Annotated in this window: 15 protein-coding genes; 10 read left to right on the forward strand and 5 right to left on the reverse strand. The window is 53.2% G+C overall.

All coding sequences use genetic code 11. From position 1 onward, the window contains the following. The 6 genes from D6M16_RS19320 (at window position 1) to wrbA (ending at window position 4,022) form a co-directional block, all read left to right on the forward strand. Window positions 1–1,128: an acyl-CoA dehydrogenase family protein gene (locus tag D6M16_RS19320; RefSeq protein WP_120513553.1), complete on the forward strand. Its 1,128-nt coding sequence runs from the start codon at window positions 1–3 to the stop codon at window positions 1,126–1,128. Between the two features lie 9 nt (window positions 1,129–1,137). Further along, a complete protein-coding gene (locus D6M16_RS19325; RefSeq protein ID WP_120513554.1) occupies window positions 1,138–1,617 on the forward strand; it encodes a PaaI family thioesterase in 480 nt (159 codons plus the stop codon). Continuing rightward, a complete protein-coding gene (locus tag D6M16_RS19330; protein WP_162941112.1) occupies window positions 1,614–1,964 on the forward strand; it encodes a hypothetical protein in 351 nt (116 codons plus the stop codon). Before D6M16_RS19325 ends, D6M16_RS19330 begins: the two co-directional genes overlap by 4 nt. Continuing rightward, complete coding sequence (locus tag D6M16_RS19335; RefSeq protein ID WP_120513556.1) at window positions 1,964–2,197, forward strand: hypothetical protein; 234 nt, start codon at window positions 1,964–1,966, stop codon at window positions 2,195–2,197. The genes D6M16_RS19330 and D6M16_RS19335 overlap by 1 nt, the downstream gene beginning before the upstream one ends. A gap of 533 nt (window positions 2,198–2,730) precedes the next feature. Next, window positions 2,731–3,351 (forward strand): DsbA family oxidoreductase, encoded by a 621-nt coding sequence (locus D6M16_RS19340; RefSeq protein ID WP_120513557.1) that lies wholly within the window; start codon window positions 2,731–2,733, stop codon window positions 3,349–3,351. Between the two features lie 68 nt (window positions 3,352–3,419). Next, the gene (wrbA, locus tag D6M16_RS19345; protein WP_120513558.1) at window positions 3,420–4,022 is read left to right on the forward strand and encodes an NAD(P)H:quinone oxidoreductase; all 603 of its coding nucleotides are present in this window, start codon (window positions 3,420–3,422) and stop codon (window positions 4,020–4,022) included. Between the two features lie 2 nt (window positions 4,023–4,024). On the opposite strand, the gene D6M16_RS19350 is transcribed toward wrbA, so the two are convergent. Continuing rightward, complete coding sequence (locus D6M16_RS19350; protein WP_120513559.1) at window positions 4,025–4,795, reverse strand: enoyl-CoA hydratase-related protein; 771 nt, start codon at window positions 4,793–4,795, stop codon at window positions 4,025–4,027. 206 nt (window positions 4,796–5,001) lie between these two features. Between D6M16_RS19350 and D6M16_RS19355 the strand changes: the two genes are divergently transcribed. Both D6M16_RS19355 and D6M16_RS19360 read left to right on the forward strand, forming a co-directional pair. After that, window positions 5,002–5,910, forward strand: coding sequence for a LysR family transcriptional regulator (locus D6M16_RS19355; protein WP_240435662.1), 909 nt, complete (start codon window positions 5,002–5,004; stop codon window positions 5,908–5,910). Window positions 5,911–6,042: 132 nt separating this feature from the next. Then, on the forward strand, window positions 6,043–7,491 hold the full coding sequence (locus tag D6M16_RS19360) for an ATP-binding cassette domain-containing protein (RefSeq protein WP_120513560.1): 1,449 nt from the start codon (window positions 6,043–6,045) through the stop codon (window positions 7,489–7,491). 663 nt (window positions 7,492–8,154) lie between these two features. Here D6M16_RS19360 and rimK read toward each other — a convergent pair. The 4 genes from rimK to epmB form a co-directional block, all read right to left on the reverse strand. Then, window positions 8,155–9,054, reverse strand: a complete 900-nt coding sequence (rimK, locus tag D6M16_RS19370) for a 30S ribosomal protein S6--L-glutamate ligase (RefSeq protein ID WP_120513562.1) — start codon at window positions 9,052–9,054, stop codon at window positions 8,155–8,157. A gap of 238 nt (window positions 9,055–9,292) precedes the next feature. Further along, the gene (gene alr, locus D6M16_RS19375; protein WP_120513563.1) at window positions 9,293–10,525 is read right to left on the reverse strand and encodes an alanine racemase; all 1,233 of its coding nucleotides are present in this window, start codon (window positions 10,523–10,525) and stop codon (window positions 9,293–9,295) included. A 25-nt stretch (window positions 10,526–10,550) separates the two neighbouring features. Next, window positions 10,551–12,179 (reverse strand): methyl-accepting chemotaxis protein, encoded by a 1,629-nt coding sequence (locus tag D6M16_RS19380; RefSeq protein WP_120513564.1) that lies wholly within the window; start codon window positions 12,177–12,179, stop codon window positions 10,551–10,553. 287 nt (window positions 12,180–12,466) lie between these two features. After that, window positions 12,467–13,489, reverse strand: coding sequence for an EF-P beta-lysylation protein EpmB (epmB, locus tag D6M16_RS19385; RefSeq protein WP_120513565.1), 1,023 nt, complete (start codon window positions 13,487–13,489; stop codon window positions 12,467–12,469). A gap of 33 nt (window positions 13,490–13,522) precedes the next feature. Between epmB and efp the strand changes: the two genes are divergently transcribed. Then, window positions 13,523–14,089, forward strand: coding sequence for an elongation factor P (efp, locus tag D6M16_RS19390; RefSeq protein ID WP_027254071.1), 567 nt, complete (start codon window positions 13,523–13,525; stop codon window positions 14,087–14,089). A gap of 103 nt (window positions 14,090–14,192) precedes the next feature. Next, on the forward strand, window positions 14,193–15,164 hold the full coding sequence (gene epmA / locus D6M16_RS19395; protein WP_120513566.1) for an elongation factor P--(R)-beta-lysine ligase: 972 nt from the start codon (window positions 14,193–14,195) through the stop codon (window positions 15,162–15,164). Window positions 15,165–15,173: the final 9 nt, after the last annotated feature.

Raw genomic sequence — 15,173 nt, forward strand, 5'->3', positions numbered from 1 at the left:
ATGATGATGAACCAATCTTTTGTCACCGAACTCAACCACTTTGCGGACCACTACATCAAACCCTATATCGGGCAATGGGAAGCCGCAGGTGAGTACCCGCAGGAGTTGCACAGTATGGCGGGCAACGAAGGGCTATTGCGGTTAGGCCATAGCGATACAGACAGCCTCTTTCGCGATACCGACAGTGCCGTGACCCTGGTGGAAACCCTGACCGCCAGCGGCAGCCAGGGCCTGGCCATGGGGTTGGCGTCTTACCTGGTGAGCTTAAGTGCGCTGCACCAGCATAACCATGGCCGGTTTGATGCCGTGATTGAACAGGTACTCAATGGCGACGCGACCATTTCGCTGGCGATTACCGAGCCTCAGGCCGGCTCAGATATTGCTGCGATCACCACTCAGGCGGTGCCGTCGGCGCATTCGGATGAGTACCTGATTACGGGAGAGAAAAGCTATATCTGTGGCGGTTTGCATGCGAACTATTTTGTGGTGCTGGCAAAGTACGGCGAGCGTGAAACAGGCCTGCAGGAGATGGGGTTATTCCTGGCAGAACGGGAGCCCGGCACTGTGTCCGGAGAGCGAATTCCCACTTTGGGTTGGCAATGTCTGGATGTGTCTACCGTCAGACTGGAGATGGCCAGAGGCCGTCTGATCGCCGGCAGTCAGGCCTGCTTCGACACGCTGAAGATGATGCTGAAAAGGGAGCGGGTTAATCTGGCTGTTATGGCAAACAGTGATGCCAGAAGCCTGCTGGATGACAGTCTGATCTTCGCCCACAAACGCCAGGTGCATGGCGCGCCGCTGCACAATAAGCAGGCGATATTGCACCATCTGGCCGAGATGCAATTGCACATTTCAGCCACCAGCGCCCTGGTCGCGCAAAGTGTGGTTGCGCTCAGCCAAGGGCAACTGACGGATGAGGCCGCCTGCATCACCAAAGTCAACGCCACCCGCGCTCTGGATTTGGTGTCCAGCCTGGCAGTGCAGATTTTCGGCGCCCGGGGCTGTGAAAGAGGGTATTTGCCGGAACGGGTTTTTCGCGACGCCAAAATCCTCTCTTTAGGCGGCGGCACCACGGAAGTGTTACAGAACATCATAGGTAAATCACTGATCCACTCTCTGACCAAATAGGAAAGAATCATGACGTATTCTGCACAATCGGCGCCATTGAGTGCCTATTCTCAGCTGTTGACTGAGGCGTTAATTAATCACAACTACCAGCAGTTCTGCGGTATTGAGGTGGTCATACAGACTCCTGAGTACTGCAAAACGCGGCTGACTGTGACCGAACAGATAGATAACCTGAGCCAGACCCTGCACGGTGGGGTGATCTACTCCATGATGGATGTCACCAGCATGCTGGCGACCATCGCCACCCTGGATGACGGAGAGTACGCCATCACCAACAATTTTTCGGCCAATATCATGTCAGCGACACAGCGCGGCGAAACGGTTGAGTTTGAAGCCCGTATCACCCGCAATGGCCGCAACCTGCTGTTCAGCCACTGTGAGGCTTACAAAGTGAACGCATCGGGTGCGCGCAGTCTGATAGCGACGGCCCAGCTCAGCAAGTTCAAGCGTCGTCAGGCTTTGACCACAACAGCAGAGGTGGCGGCATGAAGCAAAGGATTCTCTCTTTGGGCATTCTGGCCGGCGCGCTGGCGGCAACGCTCAGCGCAGGCGTGGTTACCGCTCAGGCTGCGCCACTAGCCTCACCATCTATTGGTGTGATCCAGCTGATCGACCCGCTGGACAGACCGAAAGACGGCTTTTGCCTGGATGTGATCGGCTACAGCCCTTATGAGCGGCTGGATCTGCCTCTGATAGCCCATAACTGCAAAAACGGTTTGTTCAGGGATCAGGCGATGTCATTGCTGAAAAGCGGCGAAATTTTTCTGCCGGCCTATAAAAAGTGCCTCACGGCCATTGCGCCCCCCATACTCAGGCACTGCCGGGCACCGCCCTGATGGCGCGAGATTGCGGCGAACATTCCGATTTCTTACAGGCGCAACCTTTGCAGAAATTTCAGTGGAGCGGCGATGGGGAAGTCCGGCTTAAAGGCTCTGAACTGTGCCTTGCCGTGGGAGAGCAATCCGATCAGACTTCATCTCCACTGCATCGCTGGCGGGCGCTGTCACTGCAGTCCTGTCAGCTCAAAGACACCCGACTGGCCCGCTGGCAGTTTATTGACAAGTCATGAGGCGGCTTCCCCAGTGGTGGCTTGTGCTGTGTCTTATCTTTCTGTCTTCCTTTCTATCTATCTCTCTTTCTACCTTTCCCCGGGCTGGGCTGCGGTTACCTGCAGCGCTGGCCCGATACTGTTTTAACCGCCCATCTAGCCTGTTGCCACGATGTCCTCCCGACTGGCTGAGCTAACCCCGTTCACTCGTCTGTTGCCCTGTGTTTTCTGCCGGCGACAAAGCGCGGCTGACAAAGCAAAATTCGCAAGTCTGACTGGCCGCGAATTAGGTATTTTGGTTGGCCTGCAAGCTCTTTCATGACTTTTTTTGCATTCTTTTTACGCTTGTTTCTGGCAGGGTTGAAAATTTAAACTGTTAAAAATCAGTGATTTATGTTGTTGTTTGAATTAATTCGATATCAATGCGCCACTCTTTTCAATTTTTTTATCAGGCGGGGGCTCCTACTATCAGTGTCGAGCTTAACGAACAGCAAGCAGTGCCTGGCCAGGCTTTAGAGAACAGTTAGCAAAATCACCCAAAAGGAAACAAAGCTATGTCTAAAGTAACGATTGAATTTTTTCACGATGCAGTCTGTGGCTGGTGTTATGTCCTGAGCCCACGGCTTCGCAAGCTGGTTGAACGTGCCGATGTCGAAGTCAAACAGCGCTGCTTTGTCCTGCAACGTAATGATGAGGAAATGGTACAGCGCTTCGGCTCTCTGGCGGCGGCCAAGTCTGAAATTCTCAACCACTGGGTTGCCTGCCAGCAAAGAGCGGATGATCCAACCCGCTTTAATATTGAAGGCATGCGCGCTCAGCCATTTTCTTACCCGAGCGGTTATCTGGCGGCACTGGGCGCCAAAGCGGCCGAGTTGCTGGGTGATTCCGACACCCACTGGGATTACTTCGATGAAATTCAGCGCCTGCACCTGAAAGTGAATGACAACATTGGCGATCGTGACGTCATCATCGCCGCCGCAGGCAATATCGGACTGGATACGGCAGCCTTTACCAAAGCGCTGGACAGCGATGAAGTCCGCCAGGCGGTAGAAGCCGATCTCAAACGTGCCCGGGAGTTTAACCTGCGCAGTATTCCAAGCCTGATTATCAACGGCGAGCACGTGGTGACCGACACCCTGACCAACGAACAAATTGATCAGCTGTTTTTGCAATAACACCAGATGTAGTCCGGATAACCGGAAAACATGACCCATTTCTGATGACATTTAAGTGAGATAACACAATGACGACAAAAGTACTGGTTCTTTATTATTCAAGCTATGGCCATGTTGAAACAATGGCACACGCAGTGGCAGAAGGGGCCAAGAGTGTCAGTGATGTGCAGGTCGATATTAAGCGCGTCCCTGAACTGGTGCCGGAAGAGATTGCCAAGCAATCCGGTATTCAGCTCGATCAGCAGGCCCCGATTGCCGAGCCTGGCGAACTGGCAAATTACGATGCCATTATCTTTGGTACGCCGACCCGTTTCGGTAACATGGCGGCCCAGATGCGTAACTTCCTCGATCAAACCGGCGGGTTATGGTTTGAGAAGAAGCTGGTTGGCAAAGTCGGCAGCGTGTTTACCTCAACCGGTACCGGCGGTGGCAATGAAACCACGTTGCAGTCATTCCATACCACTTTGTTTCACCATGGGATGGTGGTGGTTGGTCTGCCTTACACGGCCTCTGAGCTGACTGACCTGTCGGAAGTCAAAGGCGGTTCTCCGCTGGGTGCGGCCTGTATCGCAGGCGGGGACGGCTCACGTCAGCCTTCGTCCAAGGAACTGTCAATGGCACAATTCCAAGGCCAGCATGTGGCTCAGCTGGCCAAGAAACTCAGCCAGTAATCTTAACTGACCCAGGATGGCGGCCGCTTGTCAAAAAAGGCGGCCAGCCCCTCCTGTCCTTCCTCTGAAACGCGAATTTCGGCAATGCGCTGCGCGGTATCTGCAATCAGTGCAGCATCAATCGGACGGCCGGAAACATCGGAAATCAACTGTTTGGCCGCTATCAATGCCTGAGGTGAATTCTTCAGGATCTGATCCAGCAATTGCTCAGCCACCTGTCCCGGTTCCTCGCTGATCTGGTGAATCAGGCCCAGCCGCAGGGCATCCTCAGCATCAAACACTTCGGCAGTCAGGAAATAACGACGGGCCTGCGATTCCCCCATTGCCCTGATCACATAGGGACTGATCACTGCCGGAATCAGGCCCAGTTTCACTTCACTGAGACAAAAGGAAGCATTGCCGGACGCAATCACAATATCGCTGCAGGCGATCAGTCCCAGTGCGCCGCCGTAGGCTGCGCCCTGTACCACAGTGAGCACCGGCATCGGGGCGCGATTGAGCGCACTCATCAGTGCTGCGAGCTGTGCTGAATCTGCCAGGTTCTCTTCCCGCGTGTTACCGGCCATCGACTTCATCCAGGCGAGATCCGCACCGGCTGAAAAATGTTTGCCCCGGCTGGATAAAACAATGGCTTTTGCCTTTTCCAGCCGGGCCCGCTCAATCAGTGCGATCAGATCGGCAATCACCTGATCGTTCAGGGCATTGTGGACCTGTTCGCGGCTCAGCTGGATGCGGGCACAGCCACGGTGGTCAAGGTTATACTCAATACTCATGTTTTCTCCCTTTTATAATGTTTTTCTTTCCATGTCTTGCCCGCATCAGATGCTGTGGCTGCATAGATCGAGTTCACAATTTCATTTTTATTCATTGTGTTGCTAATCATTAAGTTGCAGTATAACTTAGCTTTTAGTCAATGGTCAGCTTGTGTTCAGCAAATAAAAAAACATATTGAGAGTGTGTAGTTAGAGGGATAACCATCATGTCAGCGCGCGTAACCTTAGAAATGTGGCGGGCTTTTATCGCGATTGCCGAGCAGGGCAGCGCGATGAAAGCGGCCCAGAAATTGAATAAAAGCCAGTCGGCCGTGTGTCACAGCATTAAGAAAATGGAGTCCTTGCTGGGGCATTCACTGTTTATTGTCGAAGGCAGAAAATCTACCTTGACGGATCTGGGGCACAGTCTGTTGCCGCGGGCCCAAAGTTTACATAACAATGCCACCCAGATTGAAGCGCTTGCCTCTAAATACCAGGGACAGCTGATGACAGAAATCAATGTGGCTGTTGATGTATTGCTGCCGTTTGATTTTATTCAGCGCGTGTTTGAGCGCTTTTATCAGGCCTATCCAACGGTGTCGATACGGGTATTTGAAACCTCGTTATCCGGGGCCGGGCAACTGATGGAGTCGGGCAGTGTGTCGCTGGCCATTGCCGGCCGTCTGCCCAAAGAAACCGTGCTGGAACCGTTAGCAGAAATTGAGCTGCTTTGCGTCTGCGCCCCTTCGTTCCCGCTGGCCACTGAAACCCAGGTGTTTCAGCCGGAACTCAAACGTTACCGCCAGGTAGTGATCCGTGATTCGGGCAATCAGAATGTGGACAGCGGCTGGCTGGGATCCCACCAGCGACTGACGGTCAGCAGCCTGACGGCAGCCATGGCGTCGGTCGAGCAGGGACTGGGTTTCGGCTGGTTACCCGCGCACAGTATTGCCGATAAGCTGGAGGACGGTGATTTGGTGCCGGTTGATCTGACAAAGGGTAAAAGCCGGGTTGTCAGGTTGCAGCTGGGGATGAGCCCGGATCAGGCCCATGTGGGGGAAGTGAATACCTTGTTTGAGCTGTTCAGTAGCCTGAAAACCATGGTTGAGTCCCCTCCAAGTCCTGCCTTGGTCTGAGCAGTCGCGGTTTGTGAATAACTGGCTGACGTGCAAACGTCGGCTTTTTTATTGTCTTAACAGTCAGGAACGCATAGAAATCAGACAATAAGTTATGCACTATGGAGGGATGAGAGACTAAGGAAAGTTGATATGCATATTCAGGATTTAAAACACCACACCGAGTCGGCATCACTGTCTATCGAGAGCTGGCACATTGAACCGGGCCAGCACTGGGGGATATTTTCCACCCACAGTCATGCCGCCTCGCTGCTGGTCAGAATTTTCAGTGGCGAACTGGCTCCGGAACAAGGTCAAATTCATGGTCTGCCGCCAGCGATTGCCTGTATCTCATTGCATGAACAGCAACGGCTGCTTGATCTGGAGCTGGACAAAGACGAGACCGATTTTACCGACAGCATAGACTACGGCACGACGGTCGAAGCGCTGGTGCTGGAAGCCGGGTGCAGCCCAGCGGAGCTGGATGCATTGCTGGCAAAGACGGATCTCACCAGGCTCAGACAGCGGGGATTTCGCCAGTTATCGACCGGTGAGACCCGCAGGGTGATGCTGGCTCGCGCGCTGGCGACTCAGCCTGCGTTGCTGATTTTAGATGAGCCCTATGCCGGGCTGGATATTGAGCATCGTCAGGCTTTATCGCTGTTGTTGAATGAGCTGTCGCAACGTATGCAGCTACTGATAGTGACATCCCGTGAAGATGAGCTGCCGCCTTTTATCAGCCATGTCGCTTTGTTTGACGAGAAACAACTGTCGCAGGTGCTCAGCCGTGAAGCGTGGCTGTCGCACCCTGTCATGGCACAGATGAAAGCCCTGTCCGAGCAAAAAAGTGACGCCATGCTGGCCTTATTACAAGCTCATCAGGCGGAGCATGATTACCCCAATCCCCTGGTCTCAATGCGAAATGTCAAAGTGGAATACGTGGGAGCCAGGATCTTTTCCGGGGTCAACTGGCAGATAGAGCAAGGCCAGCACTGGCAGGTCCGTGGCCCGAACGGGTGCGGGAAAAGTACTTTGCTGGGGCTGGTGCTGGGCGATCATCCGCAGTGTTACAGCAACGATGTAACCGTGCTGGGTATGAAGCGCGGCAGTGGCGAGACTATCTGGGACGTCAAAAAGCATATCGGCGTGGTTTCTTCGGCCTTGCACCTGCAATACCGCGTCGGCTGCCCGGCGCTGGACGTGCTGGTGTCGGGGTTTTACGACTCCATCGGCTTATATCAGCAGCCGAGCAAGCGCGAAGTCCAGCTGGCCCGTGAATGGCTGGCGCTGCTTGAAATGGCGGAGTTTGAAAAAGTCAGTTTTCGGGAGCTGGATTATGGCCAGCAAAGATTGCTGCTGATTGGCCGAGCCCTGATCAAACAACCTGCGTTGCTGATATTGGACGAACCGTATCAGGGGCTGGATTACCTCAATCGCAAACTGGTGTATCAGGCCTTAAATCGCATTGCATCGGCGAAGATCAGCCAGTTGCTTTACGTGACTCACCATGAAGAAGACGCTTTAGACGCGATTGAGCATTTTGTGGATTTTGTCGTCGATCCCCAAGGGGGCTACGGGGTGAAAATCTACTCCACCGCATAACTGTGAGATGCCGAACCTTGAAATACCCGAACAGGGTTCAGCGGGAAAATTGCCTGAAAAGCTGTACAGGTTTTTTTGATTAATAAAATCAGTGTCTTATGATTGTTTTCTTTACTTTATCACCCAGGTAGCTTTGATTGATCAGGAAAATGCTGACTGTGATACAAAACGTTGTACCAGGTATTAACTGCACGCTTTTTGTCAGCAAAGAGCCATCGTTATCAGTGAACTGGCTCATCGGATAAAAAGCCGGAAAAGCTGTACATTTAATAAAGACGTTTAAGATCATAATCTTATGTTTAATTAACCGTACCTTAATTAGCTGTCTCTAATTTTGAGCATAAAAAAGCTGTTTTTGAAGGTAAAAGCTGATTTGGCTTAATGGCCTTGCCTGATACAGTGTTGATGGTGAGGTTCTGATGGTTTGGTTGTGATAGTCCGGCTAAGTCCCGTCGCTGATTAAAAAACGGCATCAGCGTCATCTGGAAAATAACTGAAAAAGCTGTACAAAATAAAAAATTGTTTTCTATCAATATCTTATTGGTGTTTTTAGGCAGGTCTTGCTGAAGGGGTTAACAGCGGGCAGGTTATTGGTGTCTTTATTAGGAAATCCTGTACAGACTGCCTCTGGGTATCAGAGGCAGCTTATCGCGATAAAAATGCTTATTGCTGCTGGTGGCGGCGCTTTTTACCCGCGTGTTTTTCGATGTACTCAATGATCATGCCGGCAATGTCTTTGCCTGTGGCATGCTCAATACCTTCCAGGCCCGGAGAAGAGTTCACTTCCATGATCAGCGGCCCGCGGTTGGAGCGCAGCAAATCAACACCTGCCACATTCAGTCCCATGGCTTTTGCCGCGGCTACTGCGGTGCGGCGCTCTTCCGGAGTAATGCGCACCAACGAGGCACTGCCGCCGCGGTGCAGGTTAGAGCGGAATTCCCCTTCGGCGGCCTGACGCTTCATGGACGCGATCACTTTGTCGCCCAGTACGAAGCAGCGGATATCGGCACCGCCGGCTTCAGCTATGTATTCCTGAATCATGATGTTGGCTTTCAGACCCATGAAAGCTTCAATCACGCTTTCAGCGGCTTTCTGGGTTTCAGCCAGTACCACACCTATACCTTGAGTGCCTTCCAGCAATTTGATCACTACAGGCGTGCCGCCGACCATTTTGATCAGATCTTTGACGTCGTCAGGTTTGCTGGCAAAACCGGTGATCGGCATACCGACGCCTTTTCGGCTCAGTAATTGCAGGGAGCGCAGTTTGTCCCGCGAACGCGAAATGGCAATCGACTGGTTGATGGAAAAGACATTCATCATTTCAAACTGACGCAGAACAGAACAGCCGTAAAAGGTGATATCCGCCCCGATGCGTGGAATGATGGCATCAATGCCAACCACATCATGACCTTCAAAATGAATGGAAGGTTGCACAGAATTGATATTCATGTAGCAGCGCAGGGCGTTAATGACCACGGCTTCATGGCCCCGTTGTTCGCAGGCTTCGCGCAGGCGTCGGGTGGAATACAGGTTTGCGTTCTGGGACAAAATGCCAATTTTCATCGTGTTCTCGTCAAAAAGCTGGAGGGATCCGAGCGGAGGGGCTGGCAACCTTAGAATTTCTGCTCGGTAAAACGGACGCAGAATATGCCCTGAAAGTGACCAAGAATCGAGAGGTTGGACCATGATCTCTTTTAATGGTGACGAGAAGAGAATTTACTCAATATCGGGAGGGCAGACGATCAGCGGGCTGGAAAGGTCCCCTGAGACCAAGGGGGAAAGGCCTCAGGGGAAAGCCGAATTATTTCAGCACTTTCGGGTTGGACGTACCCCACAGGGTATAGATTTCAGACAAAATGCGGCCTGAATGGTCTTCTGTTTCGCCAATGGTGATTTCGTCGCGGCCCTGACGGCCGAACAGCACCACTTCCTCACCAGGTTTCACGCCTTTGATATCTGTGATGTCGACCATAGTGGTGTTCATCGAGGTTGATCCCAGCACTTTGGCGCGCTGGCCCTTGATCAGCACTTCACCGACACGGCTCAGCGAGCGAGGGAAAGCATCAGAGTAACCAATGGGCAGGTTGGCCAGCACAGAATCGCGCGCCAGGGTTTCCGTCTTGCTGTAGCCTATGGTTGAGCCTGCCGGCAGGCGGTGAACGGATGCAACCTGAGTTTTGAACGACACAATGCGCTTGTACTCCGGGAATGCCGGCGTGGTGTCACCGTACAGGGCACCACCGGTACGCACCATATCCAGCTGGGCTTCCGGTACCATCAGGGTGGTGAAAGAGTTGGCTACGTGCAGCAGAACCTCATCACGCTCCAGATCCGTATGCGTGAAGATCCACTGGCTGTCCTGCTTGAACTGTTGCAGACCGGCACGGATTTCCTCCAGATCTTCGGTCGGGAAGTGGGTCATGATACCCATCACCTGCAGGTGTTTGGTGTTCACTATCTTTCTGGCTTCTTTTTTGCCGTTCTGGCTGCGCATTTCCAGGCCGTTACGGCCCATGCTGGCAGAGTTGAGCGCCAGATGCACCGGGATCACTGTGCCGTGCTGGCGCGCAATGCGGGAGATGATTTTGGCTTGCTGTTTGGTGCCGATTAACTCTTCAAGCTGAAGGTCAACGGCGCTTTCAATCTCAGAAGGTGTTGCGGCCCGCAGGCGCATCAGGCGGCCATTAAAGCCCATCTCACGAACCAGGCGGGCTTCCGCGTTGCTGGTGATACCAACACAGGGAATGCCGCTTTGCATCACAGAAGGCAGCAGGTTGGCAATGCCGTTGCCGTAGGCATCGGCTTTCATCACGGCACAGATGGCAGTGTTGCTGCCCACATGGTTTTGCAGATGCGCAATGTTCGACTCAAACGCGGTCTTGTCCACTTCCACCCAGGCATTGGCTGTCTGAACGTCTTCCATGGTGCTCGCCTGCTCAATGCCAGGCAGCATAGGCGCAGCCGTGGCCTGCATAGAAGCAGTAGTGGTTCCCATCATGGCGAGGGCAATCAGTGAGTATGTAAAGTTTTTCATTGTAAGTCTCTGTTATTATTAAAAATTACAGGGTGAATTGATTGACGACCTGATGCAGCGCATTGGCGCGGCGTTTGAGTTCGTCAACCCCCTGTTGAGCTTCCAGGGTGGACAGGCGGTTTTCTTCCGCGCTGTCACTCAGAGAAGCGACGTTGCGAGACAGATGATCTGAGGCGTGAGCCTGCTCCTTGACCGAACCGGCGATTTCTTCCATGCCGGAACTGACCGCTGAGATTTCCTGGTTAAAGGAACTGAGGGATGCGTTGGCCTGATCGGCGTGCTGCACACTGCTATCAACCCGATCGACGGCGTGTTGCATGGTTTGGGTGGTGTCGCTGGTGTCAGTCTGAATCGAACGGATCATAGAACTGATTTCCACCGTGGCCTTGGCGGTACGTTCAGACAACTGGCGGACTTCATCGGCGACCACAGCAAAGCCGCGGCCCTGCGCACCGGCGCGAGCAGCTTCAATCGCGGCATTGAGCGCGAGCAGGTTGGTTTGATCGGCGATGTCTTTAATGACTTCGACAATGGAGTTGATTTCACTGGCACGGTTGTCAAGCTGCTGCAGTTTGTCGGCCACGGTATTGGTTTCCAGCTGGACAGACTGCATGCCGCGTACGGCGTTATCAATGGCCTCGACTGTGTTTTGGGTCAGCAGTTCGAACTGGCCCATTTGCTGGTTAGCATTATCGACAATTTCAGTGATGCTTTGTGCGCTGGCCGCCAGCTCTTCAATCGCAGTGGCACTGCTGCCGACATGCTCTGACTGGGTCATGGAGCGGTCGGTCACGGCGCGGATCAGGGTGTCGAGCTGGGCGCTGGTGGCTGCCACACTGTCGGAGGATTGCTGCACTTCCAGCATCCGCTGGCGCAGGGCGGCCATAAAGATATTGAAGGAGTCGGACATTTCGCCGATTTCATCCTGGCTGCGGACTGCCACTCGCTGGTTCAGATCCCAGTTACCGTTCGCCAGTGAGCGCAGCACCTGATTGAGGCCATTGACCGGGGTGACGATCAGGTTGGCAATCATGCGCGCCGCTATCACTGTCAGCACCAGAAATACAGCAGCGATCAGAAAGGTTTTTTTCAGGGCTTCGGTTTTGACTTCTTCGATGTCTGTCAGCTTGACATCAATGCCGATGACATGGAGATCATTATTATCGCCACGAAAAGGCACGAAGATTGAGCGGTACATGCCGTATTCGCCCTGATAACTCTGATATTGGGTTTGCTCGGTACGGAAGGCTTCGTACAGCATCTCCGGCACTTTCAGGTATTGCTCCAGATACCAGTTCTTGTAGCGGCCGCTTTTCCACTCATTCTCATCCCGGTTGATATAGGTGTAGTACACCTGGCCGCCGCGACGCACGGTTGAGTAGGCCCATTCCAGCTTAGCGCCTTGGGTAAAGTGGGTCAGATGGGCTGAAATGTCGTCGTACAGGGCATCATCACGGCCGGCTTCATCATTGGGCAGATCGCCGATGAGCTGTTCTACGGCCTGAGCAGCAGTGTTCAGTTCTGTATCAATACTGCTCATCGCTGAATTGACCAGGGTGTGATAGGAAATCGCAGACAGAGCCGCGATGATAATAAGCGCGATGGCTGTGAACAGCATCGAAAGCTTGGTTTTAAGATTCCAATTGGCAGTCATGACTTTTTCCGAATGCTAGTGAGTGATATGAATCACAAAAATATGCAATACGAGAGTATTCGGCGGCCAGTCTAATGACATTATTAACACTTTCAAATGCTAATAAGTGATTAATTTTATTTGTTTTTGTTTTGTATGATTAATATTTTTCAGTTGTATACTCTATTGATCGTGATGTGAAGAAAAGGTTGTACTTTTTTGAGCGGGGTGTCCCTGCATACACAGGGACTCGTGGATAATCATGGCCAAACCTGACCGGCCAGGGGGAGGGCAAAGCGGCAGAAACGTTATTCCAAATGCAGATCCAACGGGGTTTTGCTGGCACGTCCGCCAATCTCTCGGGTCAGTTTCGGCACTAAATACCCGGACACTTTTGCTATCAGACCTGCCATTAACACGCGGGCTTCGTCATCGCTCACCATGAAATGGGCGGCGCCCTGTACTTTATCCAGCACATGCAGGTAATAAGGCAGGATCCCGGCATCAAACAAGGCTTCACTCAGGTTGACCAGGGCGTCAACCGAGTCGTTCACCCCCCGCAGTAACACACCCTGATTGAGCAAAGTGACGCCGGCATCGCGCAGCGGTGCCAGTGCCGCTCTCAGCTCGTCGTTTATTTCATTGCCGTGGTTGATATGGGTGACCAGAACGACCTGGAGCCGGGTTTGCTGCAGCAGCAGGCGCAGCTCGGGGGTTATCCGGGCCGGGATCACCACAGGCAGACGGGTATGGATCCGCAGCCGTTTGATATGGCTGATGGCGGCAATACCTTCCACTAACCAGCGCAGTTCACTGTCTTTGGCCATCAGCGGATCGCCGCCGGACAGAATGACTTCATTCAGTTCCGGGTGAGCGGCAATGTAATCGAGCGCCTGCTGCCACTGGCGCTTGCCGCCCGGATTGTCCTGATAGGGAAAATGACGGCGAAAGCAGTAGCGGCAGTTAATGGCACAGCCGCCTTTGACGATCAGCAGCACCCGGTTGCGGTATTTGTGCAGCAGGCCGGGCAGGGTATTTTTCTGTTCCTCCAGCGGATCGTGCGAAAAGCCCTCATGCACCTCAAATTCTTCGGCCAGCGGCAAAACCTGGCGCAATAAGGGATCATGCGGGTTGCCCATTTCCATTCTGTCAACAAAGCTTCTTGGTACACGCTGCGCAAACAGCTTTCTGGCTGCCAGCCCGTTTTGCCAGGGGGCAGGGTCGATATCCAGCCGGTGAAGCAGTTCAAGCGGATCCGAGATCGCATCGGCTAATTGTTCGAGCCAGTTTTGCTCAACAGTCGCGACGTTTCGGGTTATGATGTGCGGCATGAAAAATAACTCGAAGATGTTAAGAGGAAAAAAATGGCGTCTTTCAGCACTAATGAATTCCGCGGCGGAATGAAAATTATGCTCGATAATGAACCCTGTGTCATTATCGAAAACGAATTTGTGAAGCCAGGCAAAGGCCAGGCGTTTAACCGGGTCAAAATCCGCAAACTGCTGTCTGGTAAGGTACTGGAAAAAACCTTCAAATCGGGTGATTCCGTTGAAGCCGCAGACGTTGTCGATATTGAACTGGATTACCTGTACAACGACGGTGAATTCTATCACTTCATGAACAATGAAACCTTTGAGCAAATCGCTGCTGATGTGAAAGCAGTAGGCGATAATGCGAAATGGCTGGTAGAAAACAATACCTGTACGCTGACACTGTGGAACGGTAACCCGATTGCCGTCACGCCACCTAACTTTGTTGAGCTGGAAGTGGTTGAGACGGATCCGGGCCTGAAAGGCGATACTCAGGGCACGGGCGGTAAACCTGCTACCCTGTCTACCGGTGCTGTGGTTCGCGTACCGCTGTTCATTCAAATCGGTGAAGTGCTCAAAGTTGACACCCGCTCTGCGGAATACGTCAGCCGCGTGAAGTAATTCTTTCGTGTGAGCAGACAAGGGCCGCATTATGCGGCCTTTGTTGTTTTCATGCCCCGTTTGCTCTTCACCCCTTTCGACTCAGATGAAAAAAGACTCTCCTATGACAATGCATTGGCAACCCACGGCTGATCTGGTGAACCTGCGCCAGCGGGCCGCAATTCTGGCGTCTGTGCGTGAATTTTTCGCACATCGCGGTGTAATGGAGGTGGATACCCCGGCCATGAGCCAGGCCACAGTCACCGACATTCACCTGCATACTTTCCAGACTGAATTTGTCGGCCCCGGCTTTGCCCACGGCCAGACGCTCTATCTGATGACCAGCCCTGAATTTCATATGAAGCGCCTGCTGTCGGCGGGAAGCGGGCCTATCTATCAGATTTGTAAGGCTTTCCGCAACGAAGAGTCCGGCCGTTACCACAACCCGGAATTTACCATGCTGGAGTGGTACCGCCCCGGATTTGACCACCATGCACTGATGGATGAAATGGATGCCCTGCTGCAACGTGTGCTGCAGTGTACTGCCGCCGAACGCATGAGCTATCAGCAGGCCTTTCTACAGGTGCTGAGTGTCTGTCCGCTGACTGCGTCTATGGCCGAGCTGAAAAGTGCGGCTTTGGCGCTGAATCTTGGCGATGTGGCGGCCGCTGAAACTGACAGAGACACCCTGCTGCAACTGATGTTCAGTATGGGGGTGGAACCGGTGATCGGCCAGCAGGTGCCGGCTTTTGTGTATGATTTTCCCGCCTCACAAGCGGCACTGGCGCGGATCAGCCCGTCTGATAAGCGTGTTGCCGAGCGCTTTGAGGTGTATTTTAAAGGTATTGAGCTGGCCAACGGTTTTCATGAGCTGGCCGACGGCGATGAGCAGTTATCCCGCTTTGAAGCGGATAATGCCAAGCGGTTGGCGATGGGTCTGCCGGCACAGCCGATCGATCAGCATCTGGTTGCCGCGCTGAAGGCTGGCTTTCCCGATTGTGCTGGCGTGGCGCTGGGGATTGATCGTCTGGTGATGCTGGCCCTGGGGCAAACACACATAGCGGCAGTGACCGCCTTTCCGGTCACGATCGCCTGACCGACGCTC

This window comes from Photobacterium salinisoli, from assembly GCF_003614885.1.
GTDB classification, from domain to species: domain Bacteria; phylum Pseudomonadota; class Gammaproteobacteria; order Enterobacterales; family Vibrionaceae; genus Photobacterium; species Photobacterium salinisoli.

Bases quoted from the DNA above. Each gene is read 5' to 3' on its own strand.
- D6M16_RS19335 (WP_120513556.1), top strand. From the start codon at position 1,964: ATGGCGCGAGATTGCGGCGAACATTCCGATTTCTTACAGGCGCAACCT.
- D6M16_RS19340 (WP_120513557.1), top strand. From the start codon at position 2,731: ATGTCTAAAGTAACGATTGAATTTTTTCACGATGCAGTCTGTGGCTGG.
- epmA (WP_120513566.1), top strand. From the start codon at position 14,193: ATGACAATGCATTGGCAACCCACGGCTGATCTGGTGAACCTGCGCCAG.
- rimK (WP_120513562.1), bottom strand. From the start codon at position 9,054: ATGAAAATTGGCATTTTGTCCCAGAACGCAAACCTGTATTCCACCCGA.
- D6M16_RS19380 (WP_120513564.1), bottom strand. From the start codon at position 12,179: ATGACTGCCAATTGGAATCTTAAAACCAAGCTTTCGATGCTGTTCACA.
- epmB (WP_120513565.1), bottom strand. From the start codon at position 13,489: ATGCCGCACATCATAACCCGAAACGTCGCGACTGTTGAGCAAAACTGG.
- D6M16_RS19355 (WP_240435662.1), top strand. From the start codon at position 5,002: ATGTCAGCGCGCGTAACCTTAGAAATGTGGCGGGCTTTTATCGCGATT.
- D6M16_RS19325 (WP_120513554.1), top strand. From the start codon at position 1,138: ATGACGTATTCTGCACAATCGGCGCCATTGAGTGCCTATTCTCAGCTG.
- wrbA (WP_120513558.1), top strand. From the start codon at position 3,420: ATGACGACAAAAGTACTGGTTCTTTATTATTCAAGCTATGGCCATGTT.
- D6M16_RS19360 (WP_120513560.1), top strand. From the start codon at position 6,043: ATGCATATTCAGGATTTAAAACACCACACCGAGTCGGCATCACTGTCT.
- D6M16_RS19350 (WP_120513559.1), bottom strand. From the start codon at position 4,795: ATGAGTATTGAGTATAACCTTGACCACCGTGGCTGTGCCCGCATCCAG.
- efp (WP_027254071.1), top strand. From the start codon at position 13,523: ATGGCGTCTTTCAGCACTAATGAATTCCGCGGCGGAATGAAAATTATG.
- D6M16_RS19330 (WP_162941112.1), top strand. From the start codon at position 1,614: ATGAAGCAAAGGATTCTCTCTTTGGGCATTCTGGCCGGCGCGCTGGCG.
- D6M16_RS19320 (WP_120513553.1), top strand. From the start codon at position 1: ATGATGATGAACCAATCTTTTGTCACCGAACTCAACCACTTTGCGGAC.
- alr (WP_120513563.1), bottom strand. From the start codon at position 10,525: ATGAAAAACTTTACATACTCACTGATTGCCCTCGCCATGATGGGAACC.